The sequence below is a fragment of the Mesorhizobium australafricanum genome (assembly GCF_033977265.1).
Classification (GTDB): domain Bacteria; phylum Pseudomonadota; class Alphaproteobacteria; order Rhizobiales; family Rhizobiaceae; genus Mesorhizobium; species Mesorhizobium australafricanum.
This window is the reverse complement of sequence record NZ_JAVIIT010000023.1, coordinates 23,278-46,069: the sequence shown is the minus strand read 5'-3', so window position 1 is coordinate 46,069 and position 22,792 is coordinate 23,278. Positions and strand designations below refer to the sequence as shown.

The window sequence follows — 22,792 nt, the reverse complement described above, 5'->3', positions numbered from 1 at the left end:
CCGGCAAGGAAACCGTGATGGACGAATGCAGGCATACGAAGGACATCAAAAAGGTCACGCCGAGCGCGCTGGGCTGCGAGGAATGCCTGAAGAGCGGATCCTGGTGGGTGCATCTGAGGCTCTGCCGCAGCTGCGGCCATGTCGGCTGCTGCGACGACTCGCCCAACCGCCACGCGACAAAACATTTCCATGCCACGCAGCATCCGATCATCGAGGGCTACGACCCGCCGGAAGGCTGGGCATGGTGCTTTGTCGACGAGGTGTTCATCGACCTCGGCGACGACACGACGCCGCAGAACGGTCCGATCCCGCGCTTCTATTGAGGTAGCCCTACGACCGCGTCGCGTCGCTTCCGCGGCGCGCAACAAAAAAGGAGCCGCCCGAAGGCGGCCCCAAAGCCCGTGCTGTAACACGTGGGCAGAACTTATTGTGGACATCCAGTCGCTTTCGCGTCCTTGACGCAGTCGGCTATCAGCTTGAACTTGGTGTTCAACGCTCCGCCGAGCTGACTTGCTCCGACCATGATTGCCAGCGCGATCAGCGCCGCGATCAGGCCGTACTCGATAGCCGTCGCGCCGGATTCGTCGTTCTTGAAACGCTTGATTAGTTTGAGCATTGGACGATTCCCTCGTTGCCCGTTGGTGACGCTGCTCAAACTATACAGAAACAATTTTGAAGACCTTAATTGAAACAGTTAAAAATTCTCTTATTGCAGTCATATCGGGAATAGAGTTTAAATGATTGTCGAGTTACGATAGCTTATATTAATAAAGCAATATCTAATATATGTCATCAGCGATATCGGATAGGGAACAAATGAGAATGGCCGACCGACTTTTGTCGTGTACTCTGCACTAGACTCCTGTCTATAGCGTCTCAGGAAGGCTTTTATGGGGTCTGCACTTATCCCGGCGTGAACAAAACAAGTTATCATTATAATGACAACGTCATTACAAGCTCCTACTCTTGAACAATGAAGCACGAACATCCTGACGCTTCGAAGAGAAGCACGCTGAACATGCGCATCAGGCCCGAGGAGCGCGGCTTGATCGACGAAGCCGCGCGCACGCTTGGCAAGACCCGAACAGATTTCATCCTCGACGCCGCCCGGCGTATGGCCGAGGACACGCTGCTCGAGCGCACGCTTATCAAGGTTTCGCCGCAAGCCTATGCCGAATTCCTTGCTCTGCTCGATGCACCGGCCAAGTCGAACGAGCGGCTGTCCAAGCTGATGAACGCGCCGCTGCCATGGGAAACTAAGTGACGCTCCAGGCGCCGGTACCGCTGAACCGTACGCACGACCTGTCGTCCTTTTCGTCCGGCGTTCCGGTCTTGGATGATTGGCTTAAACGCCGAGCGCTTGCCAACCAGGACAGTGGCGCGACACGCACCTTCGTCACTTGCAAGGACGGCAAAGTTGTCGCCTACTACGCGCTCGCTTCGGGCGGCGTCATTGCCAGCCACGTGTCGGGCCGTTTCCGGCGCAATATGCCCGATCCGATCCCGGTAGCCATTCTTGCTCGTCTGGCAATCGACGCTTCCTGTCAGCGACAGGGATTCGGCAGGGCGCTTGTCCAGGATGCAGCCCGCCGGGTGATGAACGCCGCAGGGTCGCTCGGCATCCGCCGCATCCTAATCCATGCTATCTCGGATGAAGGAAGAAGCTTCCACACGGCGCTTGGGTTCGACCCCTCGCCTCTCGATCCCATGACGCTGATGATCTCTCTCGCCGATCTGCGCAAGGCGATCGGGCAGGAGAATGTTTGATCGAAGTGGGAACCCGCCGGTAAATGAGACGGACCGGCGGACCGCTAACGCACCGAGCTCGTGACTGTCCGGTTTGTTTGAAGGGAAGTCCGCAGCCGGACTTCCAGTCGCCTGCTAGGTCTTTAACGCACCGAGCCCGTAACGGTGCGATCGACGGCATTGGGGTCGCGGTCCTTGCCGGCGAGCGCGCCGATGATCAGAAGGCTGACGACAACCGGGACAAACAGGATGGCGACGCGCGCCTGCACATAGAAGATGGCGCGCCATTCATTTCGCTTTTCAGGGCTATCGTTCATCATGCTCGCTCGGTCTGCGCCTCCCGGGGCGGGACATAGAGACGAAGCGTTAAACAACCCCTTCTGATTCGGTTAACGTGGGGATTCCTCCGCGATTACCGGTATCCGCGCAACAAGGATCCTATCACCCGTTACGGCTGGAAGCCGGTATAGATTGTTTTAGCGCAATTCCGAACGGATCGCTCCGACGACGTCGTCGAGCCTAGCAGTCGCATGCGTCGGAGATTGGCCGAAACGCCCATTGCGATCGTCATCCACGGGCGGAGCGGGAGCGAAGCGGACGCGCAGACCCGAGGATCCATGCCGTGACTTCCGAGCGCCGCGGCGGTGCAGACTTCTGCTCCGCTGCATTCCACGGCTCAGGTCACGGAATGGATTCCAGGGTCTCCGCGACGCCGCTTCGCGGCTGCTCCGCCCTGGAATGACGAGGTTGGGAGGCTTCCGCCAAATCGTCGGCGTTTGCGCCGATTTCACGGAAACGAGCGGTGAAAGCCCTCGACAAACGGCACCCTTTCAAAAATCTCCGTGTCGAGGAAACTCGCCGCTCACACGGCTTTCAAAGCAAACAACCTGCCGCCGGCCGGCACGACGTCGTCGATGCCGGCGAGCCGCAGGCAGTGCCAGGCCATGGCGTGATTGGAGGAGGTGACGGGGATGCCGATGCGCCGTTCCAGTTCCGCCACCGCCTCGGCGACGCGCAGGCTGGTGCAGGAGATGAAGATCGCCTCCACTCCGGGCACGGCAGCCATCGTCTCGGCCGCCGCCTCGATCGAGGCGAGCGAGATGCGGGCGGCCTCGCGGTCGTCGCGCCGGTCGAAGGTGGCGACGGCGGCGATATCGAGGCCACGCCCGGTAAAGTAGCGGACCAGGCCCTGGTTGATCTCGGGCGCGTAGGGCGTGAGCAGTCCGATGCCCTTGACGCCGAGCGCCTTGAAGGCGGCGAGCGCGCCCGTGACCGGCGTGGTGCAGGCGACGCCCGGCCGCGCCTTCCTGATCTCGGCGAACACAGCCTCCTCGCCGAGCGTCATGGTCGCCGAGGTGCAGCCGAAGCCGACGACGTCGAGCGGGATGCTGGGCAGGATGAGGTCGACGGTTGGCGCGATGCGCGGCCCCATGGCGCGCAGCGTGTCGGGCGTGATGTCGTTGTCGTTGAAGAGACGCGCTTCGTAGAAGGCGACGCCCGGAATGCGCACCAGCGCGCGGAATTCATGCTCCAGCGTCTGGTCGGTGGCCAGGATCGCCAGGCCGATCGCCGCGCGCGAGGCAAGGCCGCCGTCGATCTCGGATGGTAGCACGCCGAGGTCAAGAGTCTTGACGGCGGCAGGGATAGAGGCGGCGAGTCCGGCAGACATGGCGTTCCCTTTCAGTTCAAAAGACCTTCCATGGAAATGGAAGGCTTGCGGCCGGCGATCAGGTCGGCGGTGATGCGGGCCGAGCCGTGCGACATGGTCCAGCCGATATGGCCGTGCCCGGTGTTGAGATAGAGGTTGCGCAGGCGCCGCTGGCCGAACTCGGGCAAGTTGTTGGGCGTCATCGGCCGCAGGCCCGCCCACATCTCGGCGCGGTCGTAATCGGCGCCTTCGGGATAGAGTTCCTGGGTCACGCCCTTCATGAAGGCGAAATCGGCCGGCTTGTGGCTGGTGTCGTAGCCGGCGAACTCCGCCGTGGCGGTGACGCGCAGCCGGTCGCCGAAGCGCGACACGGCGACCAGATTGTGCTCGTCGATCGCCGCGATGGTCGGCGGGCGCGGCCGGTTGCCGATCGGGATGGTCAGCGAATAACCCTTGATCGGATAGATCGGCAGGCTGATGCCGACCGTTTTCGCGATCAGCGGGCTGTAGGAGCCGAGCGCCAGCACATAGGCGTCGCCCTTGAAGCTCCCCTTGTCGGTCAGCACCCGGGCGACGCCGTCTGCGGAAGTCTCGATGCCGGTGATGGTGGTGCCGGTGCGGATCTCGCCGCCGCGCTCGACCACCTTGGCGGCAAGCGCCCGGGTGAATTTCGCCGGGTCGCCGGTCTCGTCGGTCGGGCAATGGATACCGCCGGCGATCTTCTCCCGCGCGGAGGCCAGCGACGGGTCGAGCGCGACGATGGCGTCGCGGTCGAGCACCTTGATCAGCTGGCCGTCGGATTCGAGCAACCGCATATGCTCCACGCCTTTGTCGAGCGCCTGCTGGCTGCGATAGAAATAGAGGATGCCGCGATCGTTTCGGTCATAGTCGATGGCCTCATCGGCAACGACCTCTTGCAGCACGGATTGCGAGTAGACGGCGAGCCGGTGCTTGAGCAGTGTATTGCGCCGGGCCTTGTCGGCCGTGCATTCCATCAGGAACAGCCATGACCAGCTGTAGAGCCTGGGATCGGCCGAGAGCCTGAAGCGCAGCGCCTGGTCCTTCAGCAGCAGCGATTTCAACAGGATCATCGGCGCCTTGGGCGACGACCAGACGAAGGAATGGCCAGGCGCGATCATGCCGGCATTGCCCCAGCTGGTCTCGGCAGCGACCTGGCGTTGGCGCTCGAGGATGACGACCTCGTGCCCGTCCTTCTGCAGCTGATAGGCCGTGGTGACGCCGACCACGCCGCCACCCAACACGATCACGCGCATGACGCCTCCGGAGATCGCAAGTTGAGGGCAGTTTAGAGTGTGGATTGCGGTCTGCAATGGCACACATACAGACATGTCGGCGGCGCCCCCCTCTCGTGGCAGGACAATCGCAAATGGCGTATCCTTCGTCATTCTAGGGGCGGAGCAAGGAGCGAAGCGACGCGCGCAGACCCTAGAATGACGAGGTTGGGGAGGCTTCCGTCCCGATTGCGTAAAACAAGGAACTAGTTCCGCAGCACAGGAATCTTGGCCGATCGGCTATGTTTGCGCTGGCAGATCGCATGCCATGGAGATTGGCTGAAGCTTCCCAACCTCGTCATCCACGGGCGGAGCAAGGAGCGAAGCGACGCGCGCAGACCCGAGGATCCATGCCATGACTTCGACGCGCCGCAATGGTGCAGAATTCTGCTCCGCTGCGTTCTACGATCAAGGTCACGGCATGGATTCTAGGGTCTGCGCGCGTCGCTCGGCTCCTTGCTCCGCCCTAGAATGACGAGGGATCGGCTAGCGAGACAGAGGGGGGCGCGAAGGATCACTACGATGACGAGTATCTACGAATTCTTAGGTCTGCAACGCCTGCTCCAGGTCCGCAATCAAATCATCCCCGTCCTCAATCCCGCATGACAGCCGCACCAGCGAATCGGTGATGCCGATCGCGCCGCGTTTCTCCGCCGGGATCGAGCCGTGCGTCATCAGCGCCGGGTGCTCGATCAGGCTTTCGACGCCGCCCAAGCTCTCCGCAAGCGTGAACAGTTGGGTGCGCTCGAGAAAGCGTTTCGTGCCGGCGAGGTCGCGGTCGAGGTCGACCGAGATCATGCCGCCGAAGGCGTGCATCTGGCGCTTGGCGATCTCGTGCTGCGGGTGGCTGGCGAGGCCGGGATAGATGACCCGGCGCACATCTTTTCGCGCTTCCAGCCATTGCGCGATCTTGAGGCCGTTCGAGGAGTGGCGCTCCATCCTCAGCGCCAGGGTTTTTATGCCGCGCAGCGCCAGGAAACTGTCGAACGGGCCGGAGATGGCGCCGATGGCGTTCTGCAGGAATTTCAATTGCGCCGCGAGGTCCTTGTTGTCGCCGACGACCGCCACGCCGCCGACCATGTCGGAATGGCCGTTCAGGTATTTCGTCGTCGAGTGCACGACGATGTCGATGCCGAGCTCCAGCGGCCGCTGGATGTAGGGGCTGCAAAACGTGTTGTCGGCGACGGTGATCAGCCCCTTGCGCTTGGCCAGCGCCGCGATGCCTTCGAGATCGACGACCCGCAGCAGCGGATTGGTCGGCGTTTCGACCCAGAGCAGCTTTGTTTCGGGGCGGATGGCCGCCTCGACCGCCCCAAGGTCGGTGAAGTCGGCAAAACTCACCTGGAGGCCGGCCGAGCGCTTGCGCACCCGCTCCATCAGCCGGAAGGAACCGCCATAGATGTCGTCGGTGGCCACGACATGGGCGCCGGCGTCGAAGATTTCGAGCACGGTGCCGATCGCGGCCAGGCCCGAGGCGAAGGCGAAGGCGGCACTGCCGCTTTCGAGGTCGGCCACGGCGCGCTCGAAGGCAAAGCGCGTCGGGTTCTGGCTGCGGGCATATTCAAAGCCCTTGTGCACGCCGGGCGACTGCTGGCCGTAGGTGGAGGTGGCGTAGATCGGCACCATCACCGCGCCGGTCAGCGGATCGTGGCTCTGGCCGCCATGGATGGTGCGGGTGGAAAAGGCCAGGCGGTTCTTGCCCAATTCGGGTCTTGGCGAAGTCATTTTGCGCGGCGCCTCAGATGGTTGATCAGGTCGATACGGGTTATCAGGCCGATGAATTCCTCGCCATCGAAGACGATGGCGACCTCGTTGCGGTCGAAGACCGGCAGCAGCGCATCGAGCGTCTGATTGGCCTGCAGCGTGTGCAGGTTCGACGTCATGGCCGAGCGCACCGGACCGTTGAAGCGGTCCCAGCGGCCGTCATACGGGCCGTCGACCTTGGCCAGAATATCGCTCTCGTCGACGATGCCGACCAGTCTGCCCTCATCCAGCACGGGCAATTGCGAGACATCGGAGCGGCGCATGCGGCCATAGGCGTTGAGCAGGCTCTCATCGGGGCCGACATAGACGATGTCGCCGGTGCGCGGCGAGCGCACCACCAGATCGCGCAGGTCGCCATGCTGTTCCTGGTCCGCGAGGCCCTGCTCGGCCAGCCAGATATCGTCGAACACCTTCGACAGGTATTTGTTGCCGCTGTCGCAGACGAAGGTGACGACGCGCTTGGGCGTCGTCTGCTCGCGGCAATAGCGAAGGGCCGCCGACAACAGCGTGCCGGAGGATGAGCCGGCCAGGATGCCTTCGCGCGACAGCAGATCGCGCACCGCCAGCATGCTCTGCTTGTCGGTGATGGAGTAGGCCTTTTTCACCAGCGACAGGTCGGCGTTGGGCGGCACGAAATCCTCGCCGATGCCTTCGACCGTCCAGCTGCCGGCCTCCTCCATCTTGCCGGTCTTGATCAGCGGCGCCAGCACCGAGCCGACCGGATCGGCGAGCACCATTTCGGTCTTCGGCGAATGTTTTGCAAAATAGCGGCCGAGGCCGGTCAGCGTACCGCCCGAGCCGACGCCGACCACCACCGCGTCGACATCGCCGTCGAGCTGCGAAAAGATTTCCGGACCGGTGGTGGTTTCATGCGCCAGCGGGTTGGCCGGATTGGCGAACTGGTTGGCATAGAAGGCGCCGGGCAATTCGGCGGCGATCTTCTCGGCCATGTCCTGGTAATATTCGGGATGGCCCTTGCCGACATCGGAGCGGGTCATGCGCACCTCGGCGCCGAGCGCGCGCAGATGCTGGATCTTTTCGCGCGACATCTTGTCGGGCACGACCAGGATGATGCGGTAGCCCTTCGGGATGCCGACCTGGGCGAGACCGAGGCCGGTGTTGCCGGCGGTGGCCTCGATTATTGCGCCGCCGCGCTTCAGCCGGCCGTCCTTCTCGGCCGCCGCGATCATCGACAGCGCGATGCGGTCCTTGATCGAGCCGCCGGGATTCTGGCTTTCGAGCTTGATGAATAGCCGGCATTTGCCGGTGTCGAATTTGGTCAGCTCGACGACCGGCGTCTGGCCGATCAGGTCGAGCACCGAGCCGTAAGGCGGCCGCAGCCTCGACAGATTGGTGTCCGCGCCGCCGGGCGCCGGTTGTCTTTGCTCGCTCATCTCAGATGCTCCGTGGAAGCAGTTCGATGCGGGTCTTCGCAATCTCGCGCAGGATGCCGCCGGAATCCATTCCGGTTTCGCGGATCGCGCGCTCGTCTTTTCCAGCCCTTTTCATCAGGAAAGAAGATAGATCGTGCCAATCCGGCGGCGAGTGGAGGAATGGAATTTCAGGCGGGTGGCCGTAAACCTTGGATGTCGAGTTCCTTCACACCCCCCTCTGGCCTGCCGGCCATCTCCCCCGCAAGGGGGGAGATTGGACGTCGCGGCCGCTTTCGCCAATCATCGACGTTGCAAGAAGGGAGCCAGCGGGCGGAACTGCCAATCTCCCCCCATGCGGGGGAGATGCCCGGCAGGGCAGAGGGGGGTGCTGTCCCGCCAGCGTTTCAATATCTCGCTTACAGGGAGCGTACTCACCCCAGCAACTGCTTGCCGAGTTTGGCGCATTGCACGCGGATATCCGGAATGGCGTCGATCTCAAAGAAAGTGCCGCGCGTCAACGGCCCGACGGCGAGCAGCTTCGACGACACCGCGCCATCAGACGCGACCAGCTCGCATTTCGCCGTGACATCGAGGCCGAGTCGCAGCGGGTCCGGGCGCGCCAGGCCGCGCTCGACCAGCGAGCGCACGACGCCGTTCGACGTCCTCGATATGTCGCGGGCGATGCCCATGCAGTTATAGATGCGTGCGACATCGAGGGTCTCGACATCCTGCGTGCCGCGCGGCTGGATCTTCACCACGAAGCCATCGTTCGGCTGGATGTCCACGACCCGGCCGGCGACGAGGCGCAGTCGACCTGACCCGACCGCCTCAGTGACGCGCTGATAGACTTCCGGCGCCATGCGATGGCGATGGATGTCCCACCAGGCCTTGGTGTGCTCGACGAAGCGGCGCTTGGCCGAAGACGGCCAGTTCTGCCAGATGGTCTGGTTGAAGGGCCTGAGGCCGTCGACCACGTCGCGCCAGTCGCCGCCGGCCTTCTGGGTTTCGCGGATCAAATTGCGGAACCAGCCGACGAAATAGGAAAGCTCCGTGCCGAGCGGAATGTCGGCGACATCGAGCTTGATCGGATTGCCCTTGCGGTGCGGCGACGGCAACAGGCCGCGCCGCGATACCGCGACGATCGCGCCGCGATGGCCGCGCTGCTCGAGCGACAGGAAAGCGTCGACCATGCTCAGGCCCGTGCCGAGCAGCAGGACCGGGGCTTGCGGATCGAGCGGTGTATCGGCCTCGGTGCCCATGCGGATGGCCTGGCCCTGGAAGGCGCCGGGCTGCTCGTCATGACCGGTGGCCAAAACGGCCAGATGCGCGACGACGCTGGTGCCGTTGGCCAAGGCCACCTCGACGCCCGACGACGTCGGCGAAATCGACAGGCTTTCCTCGCGGATCAGCCGGAGGCGGCTTGTTTCGCGCTCGCGTTCCTCGAGGCCGTCGAGCAGTTCCTGCAGATAGCGGGCATAAAGGCTGCGCGGCGCATAGAACGGTCCCTGGTCGGGCTTGGCGAGGCCGCGCTCCAGCACCCAGCGCGCGAAATGGGTGGGGTCGTCGGCAAAGGCGCTCATGCCGGAAGCGTTGACGTTGAGCACATGCGCCGAAAGCAGCGTCGAATAGGCCATGCCCTGGCCGAAATGCGGCCGTTTTTCGATCAGCGTGACGCGCAGGTCCGGATTGGTCGATTTCAACAGATGCGCCGCCAGCACGACGCCGCTGGCGCCGCCGCCGACAATGATGATGGAGTTGCCGCGTCCAACCATGGTTGCGAGCCGGAAACCTGACGGAGCGGTCAGCGCGCGGCGCCCGCCGCCGGCCTCGGCTGCCGGCCACGAACGATCGCCCGAATGGTATTCAGAAGGTTGCGCATCGTTCTCTCTCACTCCCAATGTTGATAAGATTACTATACTAACCGCGCCGCACACGAAACCAGCGTTCCAATTGCCGGGGCTTTTGAAGCATGGATTTACCGAGATGGGATGCCAGGGGGATTTTTGTTCGCTGGGGCTGCTCGTCGGAGGGCGGTATCTGCGTGGTCGTAATCCTAGGGCGGAGCGACGCAAAGCGCCGCGCAGACCCTAGGATCCATGCCGTTACATCCATGATAGGTACTACGGTGCAGAAGGAAAACCCCAGCGCAGCACCCGGATAGTTCAGCACCGTAGCGACGCCTCCATGTCACGGCATGGATTCCAGGGTCTGCGCGCGTCGCTTCGCTCCTTGCTCCGCCCTGGAATGACGACAGAGACGGCGGCTCAGCCAGTCTCCGAAGGCGATCGAAGGCTGATCCACCAAGCCACCGGTACCCGGCAACATTTTCCAAAAGGCCCGGTTGCTTGGAAGGATTTAACTCGTCAAATCGGCCAAGCCGGCGGCAAAGGCCGCCTGGACGCAACCGGGCGCCGTCCGTCCGACGGACGCGCGGCGCCCGCCTTCTCCGCGCAGCCGGTAGGTCAGACGTGCGGGCGGTTCGCCCAGTAGAGCCCGACGACGCCGACCAGCATGGTGACGAGCCCGATATAGAGCCACTGAGTCTGGCCGGTCATGAAGCTGCCCTTGACGAGGCCGAGGCCCTGCAGCGACCACAGCGCACCCAGCCCAAGCACAATCAGCGCCAGCACAAACCTGATCAATCGCATCGGCTAGACCCTCTCCGAAAGTCGATCCTGAACGGCAATAGGGACGCAACAAAAGATACGGAGGAACCGAAGCAGTTCCGTTCCCCTCTACTTGAATCTTGAGGACCGATCTTGCCCGGAACGTCCCGGATATCGGTCAGATATTCATTGAGAATACGCCTGACCGGCGCCGGAAATATCATGACAAACTGTTTCCTGGCGACTCCAAACGTGTGTCGTCGCCATGGAACCGCCAGACGGTTGCCGCATTTCCTGCCTCATTCGGCACATATCGGCGGGGTCTACCTCTAACGGAGCCCTCCCCAAAGCATGAAGAAAACCAACCAGACCGCGCTTGTCGCGGTAACGATCGCGGCTGGCCTGATGGCTGGCGCGTCTTCCGCCTCCTCCGCCGCCGCGCAGTGCGGCCGCGCTTCCTGGTATGCGCTGCATTCTAGGACCGCCTCAGGGGAACGCATGAACCCCTCGGCATTGACTGCCGCCCATCGCACCTTGCCCTTCGGCACCAAGCTCAGGGTCACCAACAAGGACAACGGCCGCAGCGTCGTCGTGCGCATCAACGATCGCGGCCCGTTCGTGAAGGGTCGCGTGCTCGATCTCTCTCGTGGCGCCGCCGGCCAGCTCGGTTTCATCGGTTCGGGCCACACCGCCGTCTGCATGGCGCGCGTCTAGAGCTCTTTGTCTTGGCGCAATTCCGGACGGAAGGTTGCGGCGAAGGCGCCGAACTTAACCGCTCACACTTTTCGTGGAATTGCTGCAAGCCGTCTATCTGTCGGATCATGATCCAACGCGGACCCGAGGTTCCGGATCATGGTCTGGTGTCCGGCATGAGGGGCCGGACACATATCCTTCACACTTCTGCGACGCACATTGAGCCGGCTCGGCCGCTTGTGGCTGTTTTTCAACAGGTTGAACGAAAGAACCATTCGTCAGACAAAATGACGTATTGCATCGCAACAATATCTTGTTAACGTCGCTGCGAGACATTCAAGGCTCGGCGCTGTTCGTCGTCCTTTTGGTCGTCGGACAGCAGCGGGGTTCTCGATGTTCTACCAGCTCTACGAATTGAACCATGCGGCGCTGCAACCCGCGCGCCTTTACGCCGACGCCGTGCGGCTGTTTTATTCGAACCCGCTCAATCCGATCTCCCACACCCCTTTCGGCCGCTCCGTCGCGGCGACGGCCGAACTCTTCGAGCGCACCACCCGCCGCTACGGCAAGCCGCGATTCGGCCTGGACAACACCGTGGTCGACTGGAAGAGCGTCGGCGTCACGGAAAAGACCGTCTGGTCGAAGCCGTTCTGCAACCTCGTCCGTTTCGAGCGCGCGCTGCCCGCCGGCCGCAAGCCCGACCCGAAGCTTTTGATCGTGGCGCCGATGTCGGGCCATTACGCGACGCTGCTGCGCGGCACGGTCGAGGCGATGCTGCCTCACGCCGACGTGCACATCACCGACTGGGTCGATGCCCGCATCGTGCCGGTGGCGCAAGGCAGCTTCGATCTCGACGACTATATCGACTATGTCATCGAGATGTTCCATGCGCTCGGCCCCGACACGCATGTGATGGCGGTATGCCAGCCCTCGGTGCCGGTGCTGGCGGCGGTGGCACTGATGGAAAAGCGCGGCGATCCCTTCGTGCCCTCCACCATGACGCTGATGGGCGGCCCGGTCGACACGCGCCGCAACCCGACCGCGGTCAATCTTCTGGCCAAGGAAAAGGGCGTCGACTGGTTCCGCGACAATGTCATCATGCAGGCGCCGTGGCCTGTGCCGGGCTTCGGCCGCGCGGTCTATCCCGGCTTCCTGCAGCTCTCGGGCTTCATGAGCATGAATCTCGACCGCCACATCATCGCCCACAAGGACTTCTTCATGCACCTGGTGAAGCATGACGGCGACAGCGCCGAAAAACACCGCGACTTCTATGACGAGTATCTGGCGGTGATGGACCTGACGGCGGAATTCTACCTGCAGACGGTCGACACCGTGTTCGTGCGTCACGCCTTGCCGAAGGGCGAGATGATGCATCGCGGCGAGCCGGTCGATCCGAGGGCGATCCGCAACGTCGCGCTGCTGACCATCGAGGGCGAGAACGACGACATTTCCGGCCTCGGCCAAACCCAGGCCGCGCACGACCTTTGCGTCAACATCCCGGCCGACAAGAAAGCCCATTACATGCAGCCGGCGGTCGGTCATTACGGCGTCTTCAACGGCTCGCGCTTCCGCTCGGAAATCGTGCCGCGCATCGCCGACTTCATTTCCAGCTACGGCCGCCAGCACCGGGTGGCGGTAAAGCCGAAACTGGTCCGTTCCGCCAAAGGCTGATTGCTGGAGCCAGCTCCCATTCTGCCGCCACCCCGGCGGCCCTCCGTGCTGCGCCGTCGCCTCTGTTGCGAAAGTGCCGCTACGGGATCGCCCAGGTAACCATGCCGTCAAACTAGCCGTCGTCTCCAATTGACACGGACTGTAAATCGCCTTTAACGTTTCGTTAATAAAGAACGGGGCGGGGACAATGACTTCCTCAGCGATGACGCGGATACTGCGCTTGTGTGCAGTCGCAGGGCTGGCGATCTCTGCGCATTGGGCAGTGCCCGCCTGGGCGGCTGGCGCGATGGCCACCGGAGGCCTGACCTCGCAGCCGATCGGCCACTATGATTTCTGCAAATCGCGTCCGGGCGAATGCAACATCCGTCCGGCCGACCTGGCGCCGGCCAAAATGACGGACGGCCTGTGGCGCAGGCTGGTCAGCGTGAGCGCCAGGGTCAACGCCGCCGTCAAGCCGATGAGCGACCTCGACAATTACGGCAAGGACGAAGTCTGGACCTATCCGGACAATGGCTATGGCGACTGCGAGGACTATGTGCTGGAGAAGCGCCGCGAGCTCTACCGCATGGGCATGTCGCTGGCCGATCTCTTGATCACCGTCGTGCGCAAGCCGGACGGCGAAGGCCATTCCGTTTTGACGGTGCGCACCGACAGAGGCGACTACGTGCTCGACAATCTGACCGACAAGGTCAAAGCCTGGGATGCGACAGGCTACCGCTTCCTCAAGCGGCAAGCGATCGACAACACCGGCCGCTGGGTCTCGATCCGCGACGGCCAGGCGGTGCTGGTCGGCTCCGTGCAGTAGGCGAAAGCCTCGGCTCACCCGGCTTCGTCATCCCAGGGCGAAGCAAGGAGCGTAGCGACGCAGCGTAGAACCCTGGGATCCATGCCGTGACCTTCGAGCGTCTCGACCATGCAGAATTCTGCGTCGGTGCACTCTTCGGCCAAGGTCACGGCATTGATCCTCGGGTCTGCGCGTCCGCTTCGCTTCCGCTCCGCCCGTGGATGACGAAGGCCATGGGCCTTCGAAAATTTTTCGCACAACTCCATGAACCGTTTCCGTCCGGCGAGCGACACACAGCCGTGAACAGAAACCCAACCATGGAGAATTCAAATGACTGCTTTCCTGCGCAACACCCTGCTTGCCGCCGTCGCGGCATCGGCCCTGACCGGCTCGGCCCTGGCGGACCAGACCGTCAAAAGCTGCGCCAAGACCAATCTCAATGATTTGTGGAGCGGTCGCTGCTGCAGCGTCGGCGACTCGAACTGCCTGGGCGGCGGTAACGGTGGCCGCGACCATCACGGCAATGGCGGCCGCGGCAGCTCCAACGGCGGCAGCACCAACGGCGCCGGCAAGCCTTGATCGGTTGGCACCTCTTCAGATCAAGCAAGCCCAAGCACCGACGGCCAAGAGCGGTGCTGGGCGTGGCAGCAGGCGAAACCTCAGCTCATGCGGCTTCGTCATCCCAGGGCGAAGCAAGGAGCGTAGCGACGCAGCGCAGACCCTGGGATCCATGCCGTGACCTTCAAACGTTTCGACGGTGCAGAATTCCACTCCGTCGCACCCTTCGCGGAGGTCACGGCATGGATCCTCGGGTCAAGCCCGAGGATGACGAGGAGAGGTTTCGCCGCTCCCCCGACCGCGAATGTTTGTCGCCGGCTAAAGCGCGTCGCGCTGAACCGGATTCAGGCGACGCGCTTTAAGTCTTTGTTTTGATGCATGTCGTTGTCCCAGAACCGCTGCACACTTCTGGGCGCCATGCATTATCCCCGTAACGCCGAGCGGACCGTCGCAGTGATCTTCTTTAGCTCCGCCTCGTCCAGCTTCCCGATGCTTTCGGCCAGAAGATTGGCCAATTCGGTCGCCGCCGGCGACAGGCCCGACGTGTCGATCCTGATCCTTGGGTGCGAGTTCTCGGCGAGGCGGGCGAGGTCCTCGGCATCGTCCCAGATGATGTTGAAATAGCCGATGATCTTCTGGATCAGCGTCCAGGTCGGCGCGCCACGGCGGCCGTGCTCGAGCGCCGACAGATAGGCGGCGCTGACGCCGATGGCCTCGGCCATCGCCTTCTGGCTGACGCCGCGCTCGGCGCGCAGCGCCCGAAGCTTCTCGCCGAACGGGGTCACTGGTGCCTCCTCACGGCTGGCCCGCTCAAGACCGTATCCGCCTCAACCGCACATAGAGCGCGCCCGAGCCGCCATGGTTGCGGGCGGCGTGATCGTGGCTCGACACCAGATGCCGGAAGGCCGGCGTTGCCAGCCAGGCCGGCACGGCGCGGCGCAGGATGCCGTCGCCGCCTGAGGACGAACCCTTGCCGGTGATGATCAGCACATAGCGGATGCCGCCGGCATGCGCGCGGTGCAGGAAGGTGAGCAGGAGCGAATAGGCCTCGTCCTGAGTCATGCCGTGCAGGTCGACGCGGCCTTCGATCGGCAGCCGGCCTTTTTTCAGCTTGTGCAGCGTCTGGTCGTCCAGCGCCTGCGCGACATGCTGTGTCTTCGGCTTCGCCACGACGGCCGGAGCGCCATTGACAGGGCCCGGCGATGGCTCGGGCTTCGGCTCGATGACGTCGGGGATCTCGACGGCGGTCTTGCCTTTCAGGGGCCGGGCCGAACGCGCCACCAGGTTCCACAGGATGCGGTCGTCGTCGCTGAGATGGTCGTCGCGGCGGCTCACCGGCGCTCTCCATGGATCAGGCCGCGCGGCACCAGCGCGTAGAAGTCGGCGGCGTTGCGGACCACGCCGGCGATCGCGCCGGCGGCGTCGCCGAAGCCGGCGAAGAGATCGCCCCGGGCCGGGCCGGTGATGGCCGAGCCGGTGTCCTGCGCAATCATCAGCCGCCGGAACGGTTTTTCGTCGAAGGCGGTGAGCGTGGGCGCGTCGATATAGAAGGGCGTGCCGAAGGTGTGCAGCAGGCGGTCGACCGCGACCGACCGGCCGGGCGTCAGCGGCACCTTGGCGGCGGCGATCGGACCGAGCAAGGCGTCGTCGACCGCCGCTTCGCGAAAGAAGATGTAGGAGCGGTTTTGCCAGAGGATCGCGTCGACCCGATCCGTGTGCGCCTTGAACCAGGCGCGGATCGACTGCATGGTCACCTTCTCCAGCGGGATTTCGCCGAGATCGCTCAAGATTTTGCCGGGGCCGGTGAAGCGCTGGCCGGACTTGGCGGCATAAGTGACGCGGCGAAGGCTGCCATCGGCCATCTTCAGCCGCGCCGCGCCCTGCACATGGATGAAAAACGCATCGACCTTTTCCGCCAGCCAGGCGATTTCGAGATTTTTGCCGGCGAGCGCGCCCCGCTCGATCGCGCCGCGGTCGAAATATTCGACCGGACCGCCATCCGTCCTGCGGGCGAAGGCCAGATAGGTGTCCATTCCCGCCGGCCGGTTGTCGTCGTCGATGTCGACCAGGTCGGCGGGGCGGGAAAGCAGCGGCACGACGAACCGCTCCGTCCTGACCGGCGAGGCTTCGACCTCGGGTTCGTAAAAGCCGGTGACGAGACCCGAGCCATTGTCGGCCTTCACCAGCATCGGAACGAAATGCCGTTCGAAGAAGGATCGCGCTTCCGACCGATTCGGCGCCGAAACGGCTCGCGCCTCGGCATAGGCTTCGGCAAAGGCGTTGAAATCGACGCCGAGCGATCCGGTGCGATAAGGTTTTACGGGCGCGTGGAACGCCGAGCGGCGAAACGCGGCGAAGGCCGCGGCGTGGTCATCCCCGCTCCAGCCGGCCAGGTCATCAAAAGATTTTTCGCTGAATATGGGAGAGAGCGGCACGACCGAGCCCCGCCGCCTAGAGCCAGATGATTTCAGGTCTGTTCGACCTGAAATCTGAATCCGCCTCTAATTCAAAGAGATGGAGCATGATGTCGTCCGAAAACCGCTCCACACTTTTCGGCATCATGCTCTAGGTCAATCTTCTTCTTCGGTGGCGACGAGCTTCCAGTTCGGGTCGCGCGAGCGGGTGTCGCGGGCGAAGGTCCAGACATCCTTGACCTCGGCCACGGTTTCCGGGTCGCCGTCGATGACGGCGCCGGCCTTGTCGCGGGTCGCCGAGATCAGCTCGGAGACGACGCGCAGCGTGATATGCGCTTCCGAGCCCTTCATTTCGGCGGCGACGATGTCGGCCTTGTCGATGCCGACGAAGGACGACTGGATCTTTTCCGATTTCGCCTCGCGTTCGCCGATCGCCGCGACGAAGCCGTCATAGACTTCGCGCGACAGCAGATTCTTCAGCGCCTTACGGTCGCCATCGGCATAGGCCATGACGATCATCTCGTAAGCCATCTTGGCGCCGTCGACGAAGCCCTTCGGTTCGAAGGACGCGTCATTGTCCTTGATCGTGCGCAGGCCTTTGTTGAGATCGGTGTCGGGCTTGGCGAAGGCGTCGATATCGGCATAGGTCTCGGCCGCGGTTTCTCCCGGCATGCGCTTGCGCGGAAGCGACACCACATTCTCGGATTTCGCCGCATCAGCCTCGCGCGTGCGGCTGGCCGAATAGGGATCGAAGGGCGGACGCTCGCTTCCGGTGCGACGTCCAAGCACGTTGCGCAGCTGGAAAAAGATCACAACCGCCGCAATCAGGAAGAAAATCGTGCCGAAGTCGAAGAAACCCATATTTTCCGCCAACTCGATCCCTGTCTTGCCCGACCGGCATAACCTTACCGAGGCCGCGGTCGCATAGCGTTGAACACTCAAAGCATATAGAACGGCAGGCGCTATCATTCAAATCAAAGGCAGCCATACCTATCTAAAGGCGCCAAGGCCAGCGGCGATTGTCCGCGAGCGCCGCAAAAGAAGAAAGCGATCGGTCAAGACTTGCGCATTTCGTTCATCCCGCTGTTCCTGCTCCTGCTGCCGCTTCTGGAGATCGCCGGCTTCGTGATTGTCGGCCGCGAAATTGGCGCTTTGGCGACGGTCGGGCTGGTCATCCTTTCCAGCGTCGCCGGCAGCCTGCTTCTGCGGCATCAGGGTTTTGGCGTCATGACGCGGGTGCGCACGGAAATGGATGCCGGGCGCGACCCCAGCCGCCAGCTCGCGCATGGCGCGATGATCGTTCTGGCGGCGATCCTGCTGATCATTCCGGGCTTCATCACCGATATCTTCGCCATTCTTCTCTTGTTGCCGCCGGTGCGCGACTTCGCCTGGCGGCTGCTCAAGAGCCGCATCGTCATGGCGACCAGCTTCAGCAGCGGCTTTTCGGCGCGCCGGCGCGACGATGTCATCGATCTCGACGACAGCGACTATTCGCGCGACGATTATCCGAACCGGCCGGATCACAATTCGCCGTGGCGGCGGCTGAAAAACGATTAGTTCCCCGACAGGATTTTGACCGGTCGTTTGCATGGCCAGGTGGAATGCCTTGGAGATTGGCCGAAACGGCCATGACGATCGTCATCCACGGGCGGAGCGGGAAGCGAAGCGTACCGCGCAGACCCGAGGATCCATTCCGTGACGTCCGAGCGCTGCCGCGGTGCAGAATTCTGGTCCTCAGCGCCTTTTGATCAGGGTCACGGAATGGATTCCAGGGTCTCCGCGACGCCGCTTCGCGGCTGCTCCGCCCTGGAATGACGAGGTTGAGAGGCTTTGGCCAATCCCCAGCGTTTGCGCTGTCCCGTTCCTCCCGCCGATAAAGGTGCAAAACTTGTTTTGTCCGGCCGACCATGGTAGCGAACCCGCGATTTCAATCCGGTCAGCAATGCTGCCCAGGCAAAAGGACTAAAGGCTCATGGCCAGCAACGATGACGCCGCGACGGGCGCCGCCAACGGCAACGGCACCCAGAACCAGCCCTCGCTCAATGTGCTTGCCCAATATGTGAAGGACCTGTCCTTCGAAAGCCCCGGCGCGCCGAATTCGCTGCGCGGCCGCGACAAGGCTCCCGGCATCGCCATCAATGTCAACGTCAACGCCAACCCGCTTTCGGACAAGCAGTTCGATGTCAATCTGACGTTGAACGCCAAGGCTTCGTTCGACCAGGAAGTGCTGTTCAATGTCGAGCTGGTCTATGGCGGCGTCTTCGCCATCAGCGGTTTCCCGCAGGAGCACATGCTGCCGATCCTGTTCATCGAATGCCCGCGGCTTCTGTTCCCGTTCGCGCGCCAGATCGTCGCCGACGCCACCCGCAATGGCGGCTTCCCGCCGCTGATGCTCGACCCGATCGATTTCGCGCAGATGTTCCAGCAGCGCATCGCCGAGGACCAGGCGGCGAGCAAGGTTCAGGTGAGCTGAGAGGCCTTCCGCTTCGCATTCAAAGCCCGGCGTGAAGCCGGGCTTTTTTGTTGAAGATGCTGGCGGGACAGCGCCAACCTTCGCGATTGGCCGAGGCGGTCTCCCCGGACGTCATCCTAGGGCGGAGCAAGGAGCGAAGCGACGCGCGCAGACCCTAGGATCCATGCCGTGACATTAGCCGTAAAATGCGACGGATCAGGAATGGCCTTGTACCCGCATCAATGCTCGCTACCCTGAAACGATGACCGGCTACGTTCTATATGACCGCAAGCCAGAGGCGCGGCACGATCTATATCGGTGTCACCAACGATCTTGGCCGCCGCATGCCGGAGCACAAAGCGGGCGCTGGCTCACGTTTCACCAGCCGCTACAGCGTGCAGCGACTGGTCCGGTATGAAGAATATTTCGACATTGCCGATGCCATCCAACGCGAAAAGTCACTGAAGCGCTGGCCGCGACAATGGAAGGTCGAGTTGATTGAGAAGACCAACCCGGAATGGTTCGAGCTTTTCCGTGGAACAGGGTGGTAGCTCCGTCCGGTTTCTTGCACCGCCGGAACATAGCACCACTGTCACGGCATGGATCCTAGGGTCTGCGCGCGTCGCTTCGCTCCTTGCTCCGCCCTAGGATGACGAAGTGGCGAGAGTTTCGGCTAATCTCGACAGGCTACGTTCGGGCGCTCTGGCTCAACCCACCGCCACCTTCAGCCACAGCGCCTTTTCGCCGAGCGTCGAGACAAGCCCGGCATGGGCCGCGCGGTCCGCTTCGCTCAACCGTGGCGGTAGGGCAATCGGCCTGGCGCCGACCGAAATGTCGATATCGGCCACCTCGCCGGCGCCGTTCATCCGCACCGACACTGCCTCGAGGACCAGCGCCGCCTGCTTTCCGCCGATGAGCTCGATATAGACCTCGGCCAGCAATTCGGAATCGAGCAACGCGCCATGCTTAGTGCGGCGGGTGTTGTCGATGCCGTAGCGCCGGCAGAGCGCGTCCAGCGAGTTCGGGCCCATCGGATGCTTGCGGCGCGCGAGCGCCAGCGTGTCGATTATCCTGCCAGGATCGATGGCCGCCTGATCAAGGCGGCTGAATTCGAGGTTGAGGAAGCCGATGTCGAAGGCGGCGTTGTGGGCGATCAGCCTAGCGCCGTCGGTGAAGGCCAGCCATTCTTCGGCGATCTCGGCAAAGGTCGGCTTGCCGACCAGGTCGGCGGCGCTGATGCCGTGCACGGCTTGCGCCTCGGCGTGGATCGCGCGGCCTTGCGGATTGATGAATTTGTGAAAGGTGCGGCCGGTCGGGAAGCGGTTGACCAGCTCGACGCCGCCGAGCTCGATGATGCGGTCGTCGCGCAAATCGAGGCCGGTGGTTTCGGTATCGAAGATGATCTCACGCATTCGAATCAATCGCTCCAAAGAGCAGAATCACAAACCGGAACAAAATGGCAATAGGAACTGCTGTCAGCGGGCGTCAGGAAACGTCCCTGTCGGACTTATCCCCCGCCACTTCGGCGACGATCGCCTCGACCGCCTTTCGCGCGGCTTCAAAGCCGTGCCCGGTGTCGATGATGAAATCGGCCTGGCGGCGCTTTTCGGCGTCGGGCACCTGCTTGGCCAGGATCGCCGAAAACTTCTCCTCGCTCATGCCCGGTCTGGCGAGCACGCGGGCACGCTGGATTTCGGGCGAAGCGGTGACGACGACGACCTTGTCGACGCGGTTGCGGGCGCCGGTTTCGTACAGGAGCGGGATGTCGAGCACGGCTATCGGCACGCCGGCGGCGCGATGCTTGGCCAGAAACGCATCGGCGTCGGCGCGCACCAGCGGATGCACGATCGCTTCCAGCTTCTTCAGCGCGGCGGGATCGGCGAGCACCTTTCCGGCGAGCTTCACGCGATCGACCACGCCCGCCTGCGTCGTGCCCGGGAAAGCAGCCTCGACCAACGGCGCGGCCTTGCCGGAATAAAGGCGATGCACGGTCTCATCGGAATCATGCACCGGCACGCCCGCCTCGGCGAACATCTTGGCCGTGGCCGACTTGCCCATGCCGATCGATCCGGTGAGGCCGAGCACGATCATGCCGTCAATGACCCTCGATGTCGGCGACGATCATGCGCCGCAGTTCGGACGTGACCTCCGGCTTCCTGCCGAACCAGCGTTCGAAGCCGGGTACCGCCTGATGCAGCAGCATGCCGAGCCCATCGACCGTCTTCAGGCCGCGCGCCTTGGCGGCGGCAAGCAAAGGCGTCTCCAGCGGCACATAGACGATGTCGGTGACGATGGCATGGTCCGGCAATCCGGCGGGATCGGCGGAGAGCGTCGCATCGCCATGCATGCCGAGCGAGGTGGTGTTGATGAGCAGGCCGGCATCGGCAGACAGCTCGCCGACCGTATCCGCGCCATGCGCGGAAACCCCGGCGCCGAAACGCCCGGCGAGTTCGAGCGCTCTCGGCAGCGTGCGGTTGACGATGCGGATATCCTTCACGCCGCGTTGTTTCAGCGCGTGGATGACGGCGCGGGCGGCGCCGCCGGCGCCCAGCACCACGGCCGGACCGTTCGCCGCCCAGCCCGGCGCATATTGGTCGAGATTGCCGGCGAAGCCGAGCCCGTCGGTGTTGCCGCCCCAAAGCACGCCATCGTCCAGCCAGAGCGTGTTGACCGCGCCGATCGCCTCGGCCGCCTCGTCGCGGCGGTCGACCAGCGCGAAGGCCGTTTCCTTGTGCGGGATGGTGACATTGCCGCCCCGGAGGCCGCTTTGCTGGAGCGATCCCAGGAACGCGGCAAGATCTTGCGGCCGAACGTCGAGCGCCTGGTAGCTGCCGTCGATGCCGTATTTCGCCAGCCAGTGGCCGTGGATCTTCGGCGAGCGCGAATGCGCGATCGGATGCCCGGTGACAAAGGCCTTTTTCTCAGCCATCGATCGCTCCCAAAGCGCGCAGTTCCTGCAGCACCAGCAGAAGCGGCAGGCCGACGATGGTGAAATAGTCGCCCTCGATCTTCTCGAAGAGCTGGATGCCTTCGCCCTCGATCTGATAGGCGCCGACGCTGGACAGCGCCTTGGCGCCGACGCGCGCCAGGTGCCGGCCGATGAAGGCGGGATCGAGCTTGCGCATGGTCAGGCTGGCGACGCCGACATGGCGCCACAGCACCTCGCCGTTGCGGCAAAGCACGGCGCCGCTGTTGAGCTGATGAGTCTTGCCCGACAACGTCAGGAGATGACGCCGCGCGCTTTCCATGTCGGCGGGCTTGTGAAAAATCTCGTCGCCCAGCGACAGCGTCTGATCGCAGCCGAGCACCAGGGAGCCTGGCTTGCGCTCGCTGACCTCGGTCGCCTTGGCCTCGGCCAGGATCGAAGCGACATCCTCCGGCGAAACGCCGCTGTCCTTCAGCGGAGCCTCGAGCGCCCGCTCGTCCACTTCGGCCGGCACCGCCTCGATGTCGAGGCCGGCATTGACGAGCATCGCCTTGCGGTACGGACTGCCCGAAGCGAGGATGATTTTCTCGGCCATGGTTTTTCGCCCAACTAGCTCCCTGACGCCTGTTGACCCATCGTTTGTCTGGGGGTCCAGCACAAACTTTGGAGAATGGCCAAAGCCTTACGAACTTCGTCATCCTAGGGCGAAGCAGGAGCGAAGCTCCGTCGCGAAGACTCTAGGATCCATGCCATAACCTCAGCCGAGGGGCGCAGCGCAGCAGAATTCTACACCGTCGCAGCGCGTCGACGTCACGGCATGGATCCTAGGGTCTACGCCGCGTCGCTTCGCTCCTTGCTCCGCCCT

At 63.3% G+C, this 22,792-nt stretch carries 25 protein-coding genes and 1 pseudogene; 10 read left to right on the top strand and 16 right to left on the bottom strand.

Annotation, left to right across the window (positions count from 1 at the left end; all coding sequences use genetic code 11):
* Positions 1-17: 17 nt before the first annotated feature.
* Entirely contained in the window at positions 18-323 is a 306-nt protein-coding gene (locus RFM98_RS28590) for a UBP-type zinc finger domain-containing protein (protein WP_320311909.1), read from the top strand.
* A 101-nt stretch (positions 324-424) separates the two neighbouring features.
* Here RFM98_RS28590 and RFM98_RS28585 read toward each other — a convergent pair whose 3' ends face one another.
* A complete protein-coding gene (locus RFM98_RS28585; protein ID WP_320215802.1) occupies positions 425-616 on the bottom strand; it encodes a Flp family type IVb pilin in 192 nt (63 codons plus the stop codon).
* A 402-nt stretch (positions 617-1,018) separates the two neighbouring features.
* Between RFM98_RS28585 and RFM98_RS28580 the strand changes: the two genes are divergently transcribed.
* Together RFM98_RS28580 and RFM98_RS28575 are read left to right on the top strand one after the other, a co-directional pair.
* A complete protein-coding gene (locus RFM98_RS28580) occupies positions 1,019-1,264 on the top strand; it encodes a type II toxin-antitoxin system TacA family antitoxin (RefSeq protein ID WP_320311908.1) in 246 nt (81 codons plus the stop codon).
* The gene (locus tag RFM98_RS28575) at positions 1,261-1,767 is read left to right on the top strand and encodes a GNAT family N-acetyltransferase (RefSeq protein ID WP_320311907.1); all 507 of its coding nucleotides are present in this window, start codon (positions 1,261-1,263) and stop codon (positions 1,765-1,767) included. The genes RFM98_RS28580 and RFM98_RS28575 overlap by 4 nt, the downstream gene beginning before the upstream one ends.
* A gap of 122 nt (positions 1,768-1,889) precedes the next feature.
* Here RFM98_RS28575 and RFM98_RS28570 read toward each other — a convergent pair whose 3' ends face one another.
* From RFM98_RS28570 to RFM98_RS28540, 7 genes are all read right to left on the bottom strand, one after another.
* On the bottom strand, positions 1,890-2,066 hold the full coding sequence (locus RFM98_RS28570; RefSeq protein WP_320311906.1) for a hypothetical protein: 177 nt from the start codon (positions 2,064-2,066) through the stop codon (positions 1,890-1,892).
* Between the two features lie 542 nt (positions 2,067-2,608).
* Positions 2,609-3,415: a maleate cis-trans isomerase family protein gene (locus tag RFM98_RS28565; RefSeq protein ID WP_320311905.1), complete on the bottom strand. Its 807-nt coding sequence runs from the start codon at positions 3,413-3,415 to the stop codon at positions 2,609-2,611.
* Positions 3,416-3,426: 11 nt separating this feature from the next.
* Complete coding sequence (locus tag RFM98_RS28560) at positions 3,427-4,668, bottom strand: D-amino acid dehydrogenase (RefSeq protein ID WP_320311904.1); 1,242 nt, start codon at positions 4,666-4,668, stop codon at positions 3,427-3,429.
* Between the two features lie 561 nt (positions 4,669-5,229).
* The gene (locus tag RFM98_RS28555; protein ID WP_320311903.1) at positions 5,230-6,411 is read right to left on the bottom strand and encodes a trans-sulfuration enzyme family protein; all 1,182 of its coding nucleotides are present in this window, start codon (positions 6,409-6,411) and stop codon (positions 5,230-5,232) included.
* Positions 6,408-7,844 (bottom strand): pyridoxal-phosphate dependent enzyme, encoded by a 1,437-nt coding sequence (locus RFM98_RS28550; RefSeq protein WP_320311902.1) that lies wholly within the window; start codon positions 7,842-7,844, stop codon positions 6,408-6,410. Before RFM98_RS28550 ends, RFM98_RS28555 begins: the two co-directional genes overlap by 4 nt.
* 410 nt (positions 7,845-8,254) lie before the next feature.
* Positions 8,255-9,595 (bottom strand): FAD/NAD(P)-binding protein, encoded by a 1,341-nt coding sequence (locus RFM98_RS28545; RefSeq protein ID WP_320311901.1) that lies wholly within the window; start codon positions 9,593-9,595, stop codon positions 8,255-8,257.
* A gap of 690 nt (positions 9,596-10,285) precedes the next feature.
* The gene (locus RFM98_RS28540) at positions 10,286-10,471 is read right to left on the bottom strand and encodes a hypothetical protein (RefSeq protein WP_320311900.1); all 186 of its coding nucleotides are present in this window, start codon (positions 10,469-10,471) and stop codon (positions 10,286-10,288) included.
* A gap of 309 nt (positions 10,472-10,780) precedes the next feature.
* Here RFM98_RS28540 and RFM98_RS28535 point away from each other — a divergent pair, with 309 nt between their 5' ends.
* The 4 genes from RFM98_RS28535 to RFM98_RS28520 all read left to right on the top strand — a co-directional run bounded on the left by RFM98_RS28535 (position 10,781) and on the right by RFM98_RS28520 (position 14,156).
* Positions 10,781-11,143, top strand: coding sequence for a septal ring lytic transglycosylase RlpA family protein (locus RFM98_RS28535; protein ID WP_320215790.1), 363 nt, complete (start codon positions 10,781-10,783; stop codon positions 11,141-11,143).
* A gap of 372 nt (positions 11,144-11,515) precedes the next feature.
* Positions 11,516-12,793, top strand: a complete 1,278-nt coding sequence (locus RFM98_RS28530) for a polyhydroxyalkanoate depolymerase (RefSeq protein ID WP_320311899.1) — start codon at positions 11,516-11,518, stop codon at positions 12,791-12,793.
* A gap of 187 nt (positions 12,794-12,980) precedes the next feature.
* Positions 12,981-13,598 (top strand): transglutaminase-like cysteine peptidase, encoded by a 618-nt coding sequence (locus tag RFM98_RS28525; protein WP_320311898.1) that lies wholly within the window; start codon positions 12,981-12,983, stop codon positions 13,596-13,598.
* A gap of 309 nt (positions 13,599-13,907) precedes the next feature.
* The gene (locus tag RFM98_RS28520; RefSeq protein WP_320311897.1) at positions 13,908-14,156 is read left to right on the top strand and encodes a hypothetical protein; all 249 of its coding nucleotides are present in this window, start codon (positions 13,908-13,910) and stop codon (positions 14,154-14,156) included.
* A gap of 401 nt (positions 14,157-14,557) precedes the next feature.
* On the opposite strand, the gene RFM98_RS28515 is transcribed toward RFM98_RS28520, so the two are convergent.
* From RFM98_RS28515 to RFM98_RS28500, 4 genes are all read right to left on the bottom strand, one after another.
* Complete coding sequence (locus RFM98_RS28515) at positions 14,558-14,920, bottom strand: helix-turn-helix domain-containing protein (protein ID WP_320311896.1); 363 nt, start codon at positions 14,918-14,920, stop codon at positions 14,558-14,560.
* A 25-nt stretch (positions 14,921-14,945) separates the two neighbouring features.
* Positions 14,946-15,470, bottom strand: coding sequence for a Smr/MutS family protein (locus RFM98_RS28510; RefSeq protein WP_320311895.1), 525 nt, complete (start codon positions 15,468-15,470; stop codon positions 14,946-14,948).
* Positions 15,467-16,570 carry a murein transglycosylase A gene (gene mltA, locus RFM98_RS28505; RefSeq protein WP_320311894.1) on the bottom strand — a complete coding sequence of 368 codons (1,104 nt, stop codon included), beginning with the start codon at positions 16,568-16,570 and terminating at the stop codon, positions 15,467-15,469. Before mltA ends, RFM98_RS28510 begins: the two co-directional genes overlap by 4 nt.
* 135 nt (positions 16,571-16,705) lie before the next feature.
* Positions 16,706-17,410 carry a Tim44/TimA family putative adaptor protein gene (locus RFM98_RS28500; protein WP_320311893.1) on the bottom strand — a complete coding sequence of 235 codons (705 nt, stop codon included), beginning with the start codon at positions 17,408-17,410 and terminating at the stop codon, positions 16,706-16,708.
* A gap of 201 nt (positions 17,411-17,611) precedes the next feature.
* Here RFM98_RS28500 and RFM98_RS28495 point away from each other — a divergent pair, with 201 nt between their 5' ends.
* The 3 genes and pseudogenes from RFM98_RS28495 to RFM98_RS28485 all read left to right on the top strand — a co-directional run bounded on the left by RFM98_RS28495 (position 17,612) and on the right by RFM98_RS28485 (position 19,552).
* Positions 17,612-18,106: an FxsA family protein gene (locus tag RFM98_RS28495; RefSeq protein WP_320311892.1), complete on the top strand. Its 495-nt coding sequence runs from the start codon at positions 17,612-17,614 to the stop codon at positions 18,104-18,106.
* A gap of 415 nt (positions 18,107-18,521) precedes the next feature.
* Entirely contained in the window at positions 18,522-19,022 is a 501-nt protein-coding gene (gene secB, locus RFM98_RS28490; RefSeq protein WP_320215781.1) for a protein-export chaperone SecB, read from the top strand.
* A gap of 241 nt (positions 19,023-19,263) precedes the next feature.
* A pseudogene (locus RFM98_RS28485) lies at positions 19,264-19,552 on the top strand (GIY-YIG nuclease family protein).
* Positions 19,553-19,708: 156 nt separating this feature from the next.
* On the opposite strand, the gene dnaQ reads toward RFM98_RS28485, so the two are convergent.
* From dnaQ to RFM98_RS28465, 4 genes are all read right to left on the bottom strand, one after another.
* Positions 19,709-20,413, bottom strand: coding sequence for a DNA polymerase III subunit epsilon (gene dnaQ / locus RFM98_RS28480; protein ID WP_320311891.1), 705 nt, complete (start codon positions 20,411-20,413; stop codon positions 19,709-19,711).
* 73 nt (positions 20,414-20,486) lie between these two features.
* Positions 20,487-21,092 (bottom strand): dephospho-CoA kinase, encoded by a 606-nt coding sequence (gene coaE / locus RFM98_RS28475; RefSeq protein ID WP_320311890.1) that lies wholly within the window; start codon positions 21,090-21,092, stop codon positions 20,487-20,489.
* A gap of 4 nt (positions 21,093-21,096) precedes the next feature.
* Complete coding sequence (locus RFM98_RS28470) at positions 21,097-21,930, bottom strand: shikimate dehydrogenase (RefSeq protein ID WP_320311889.1); 834 nt, start codon at positions 21,928-21,930, stop codon at positions 21,097-21,099.
* The gene (locus tag RFM98_RS28465; protein WP_320311888.1) at positions 21,923-22,522 is read right to left on the bottom strand and encodes a Maf-like protein; all 600 of its coding nucleotides are present in this window, start codon (positions 22,520-22,522) and stop codon (positions 21,923-21,925) included. Before RFM98_RS28465 ends, RFM98_RS28470 begins: the two co-directional genes overlap by 8 nt.
* Positions 22,523-22,792 lie beyond the last annotated feature (270 nt).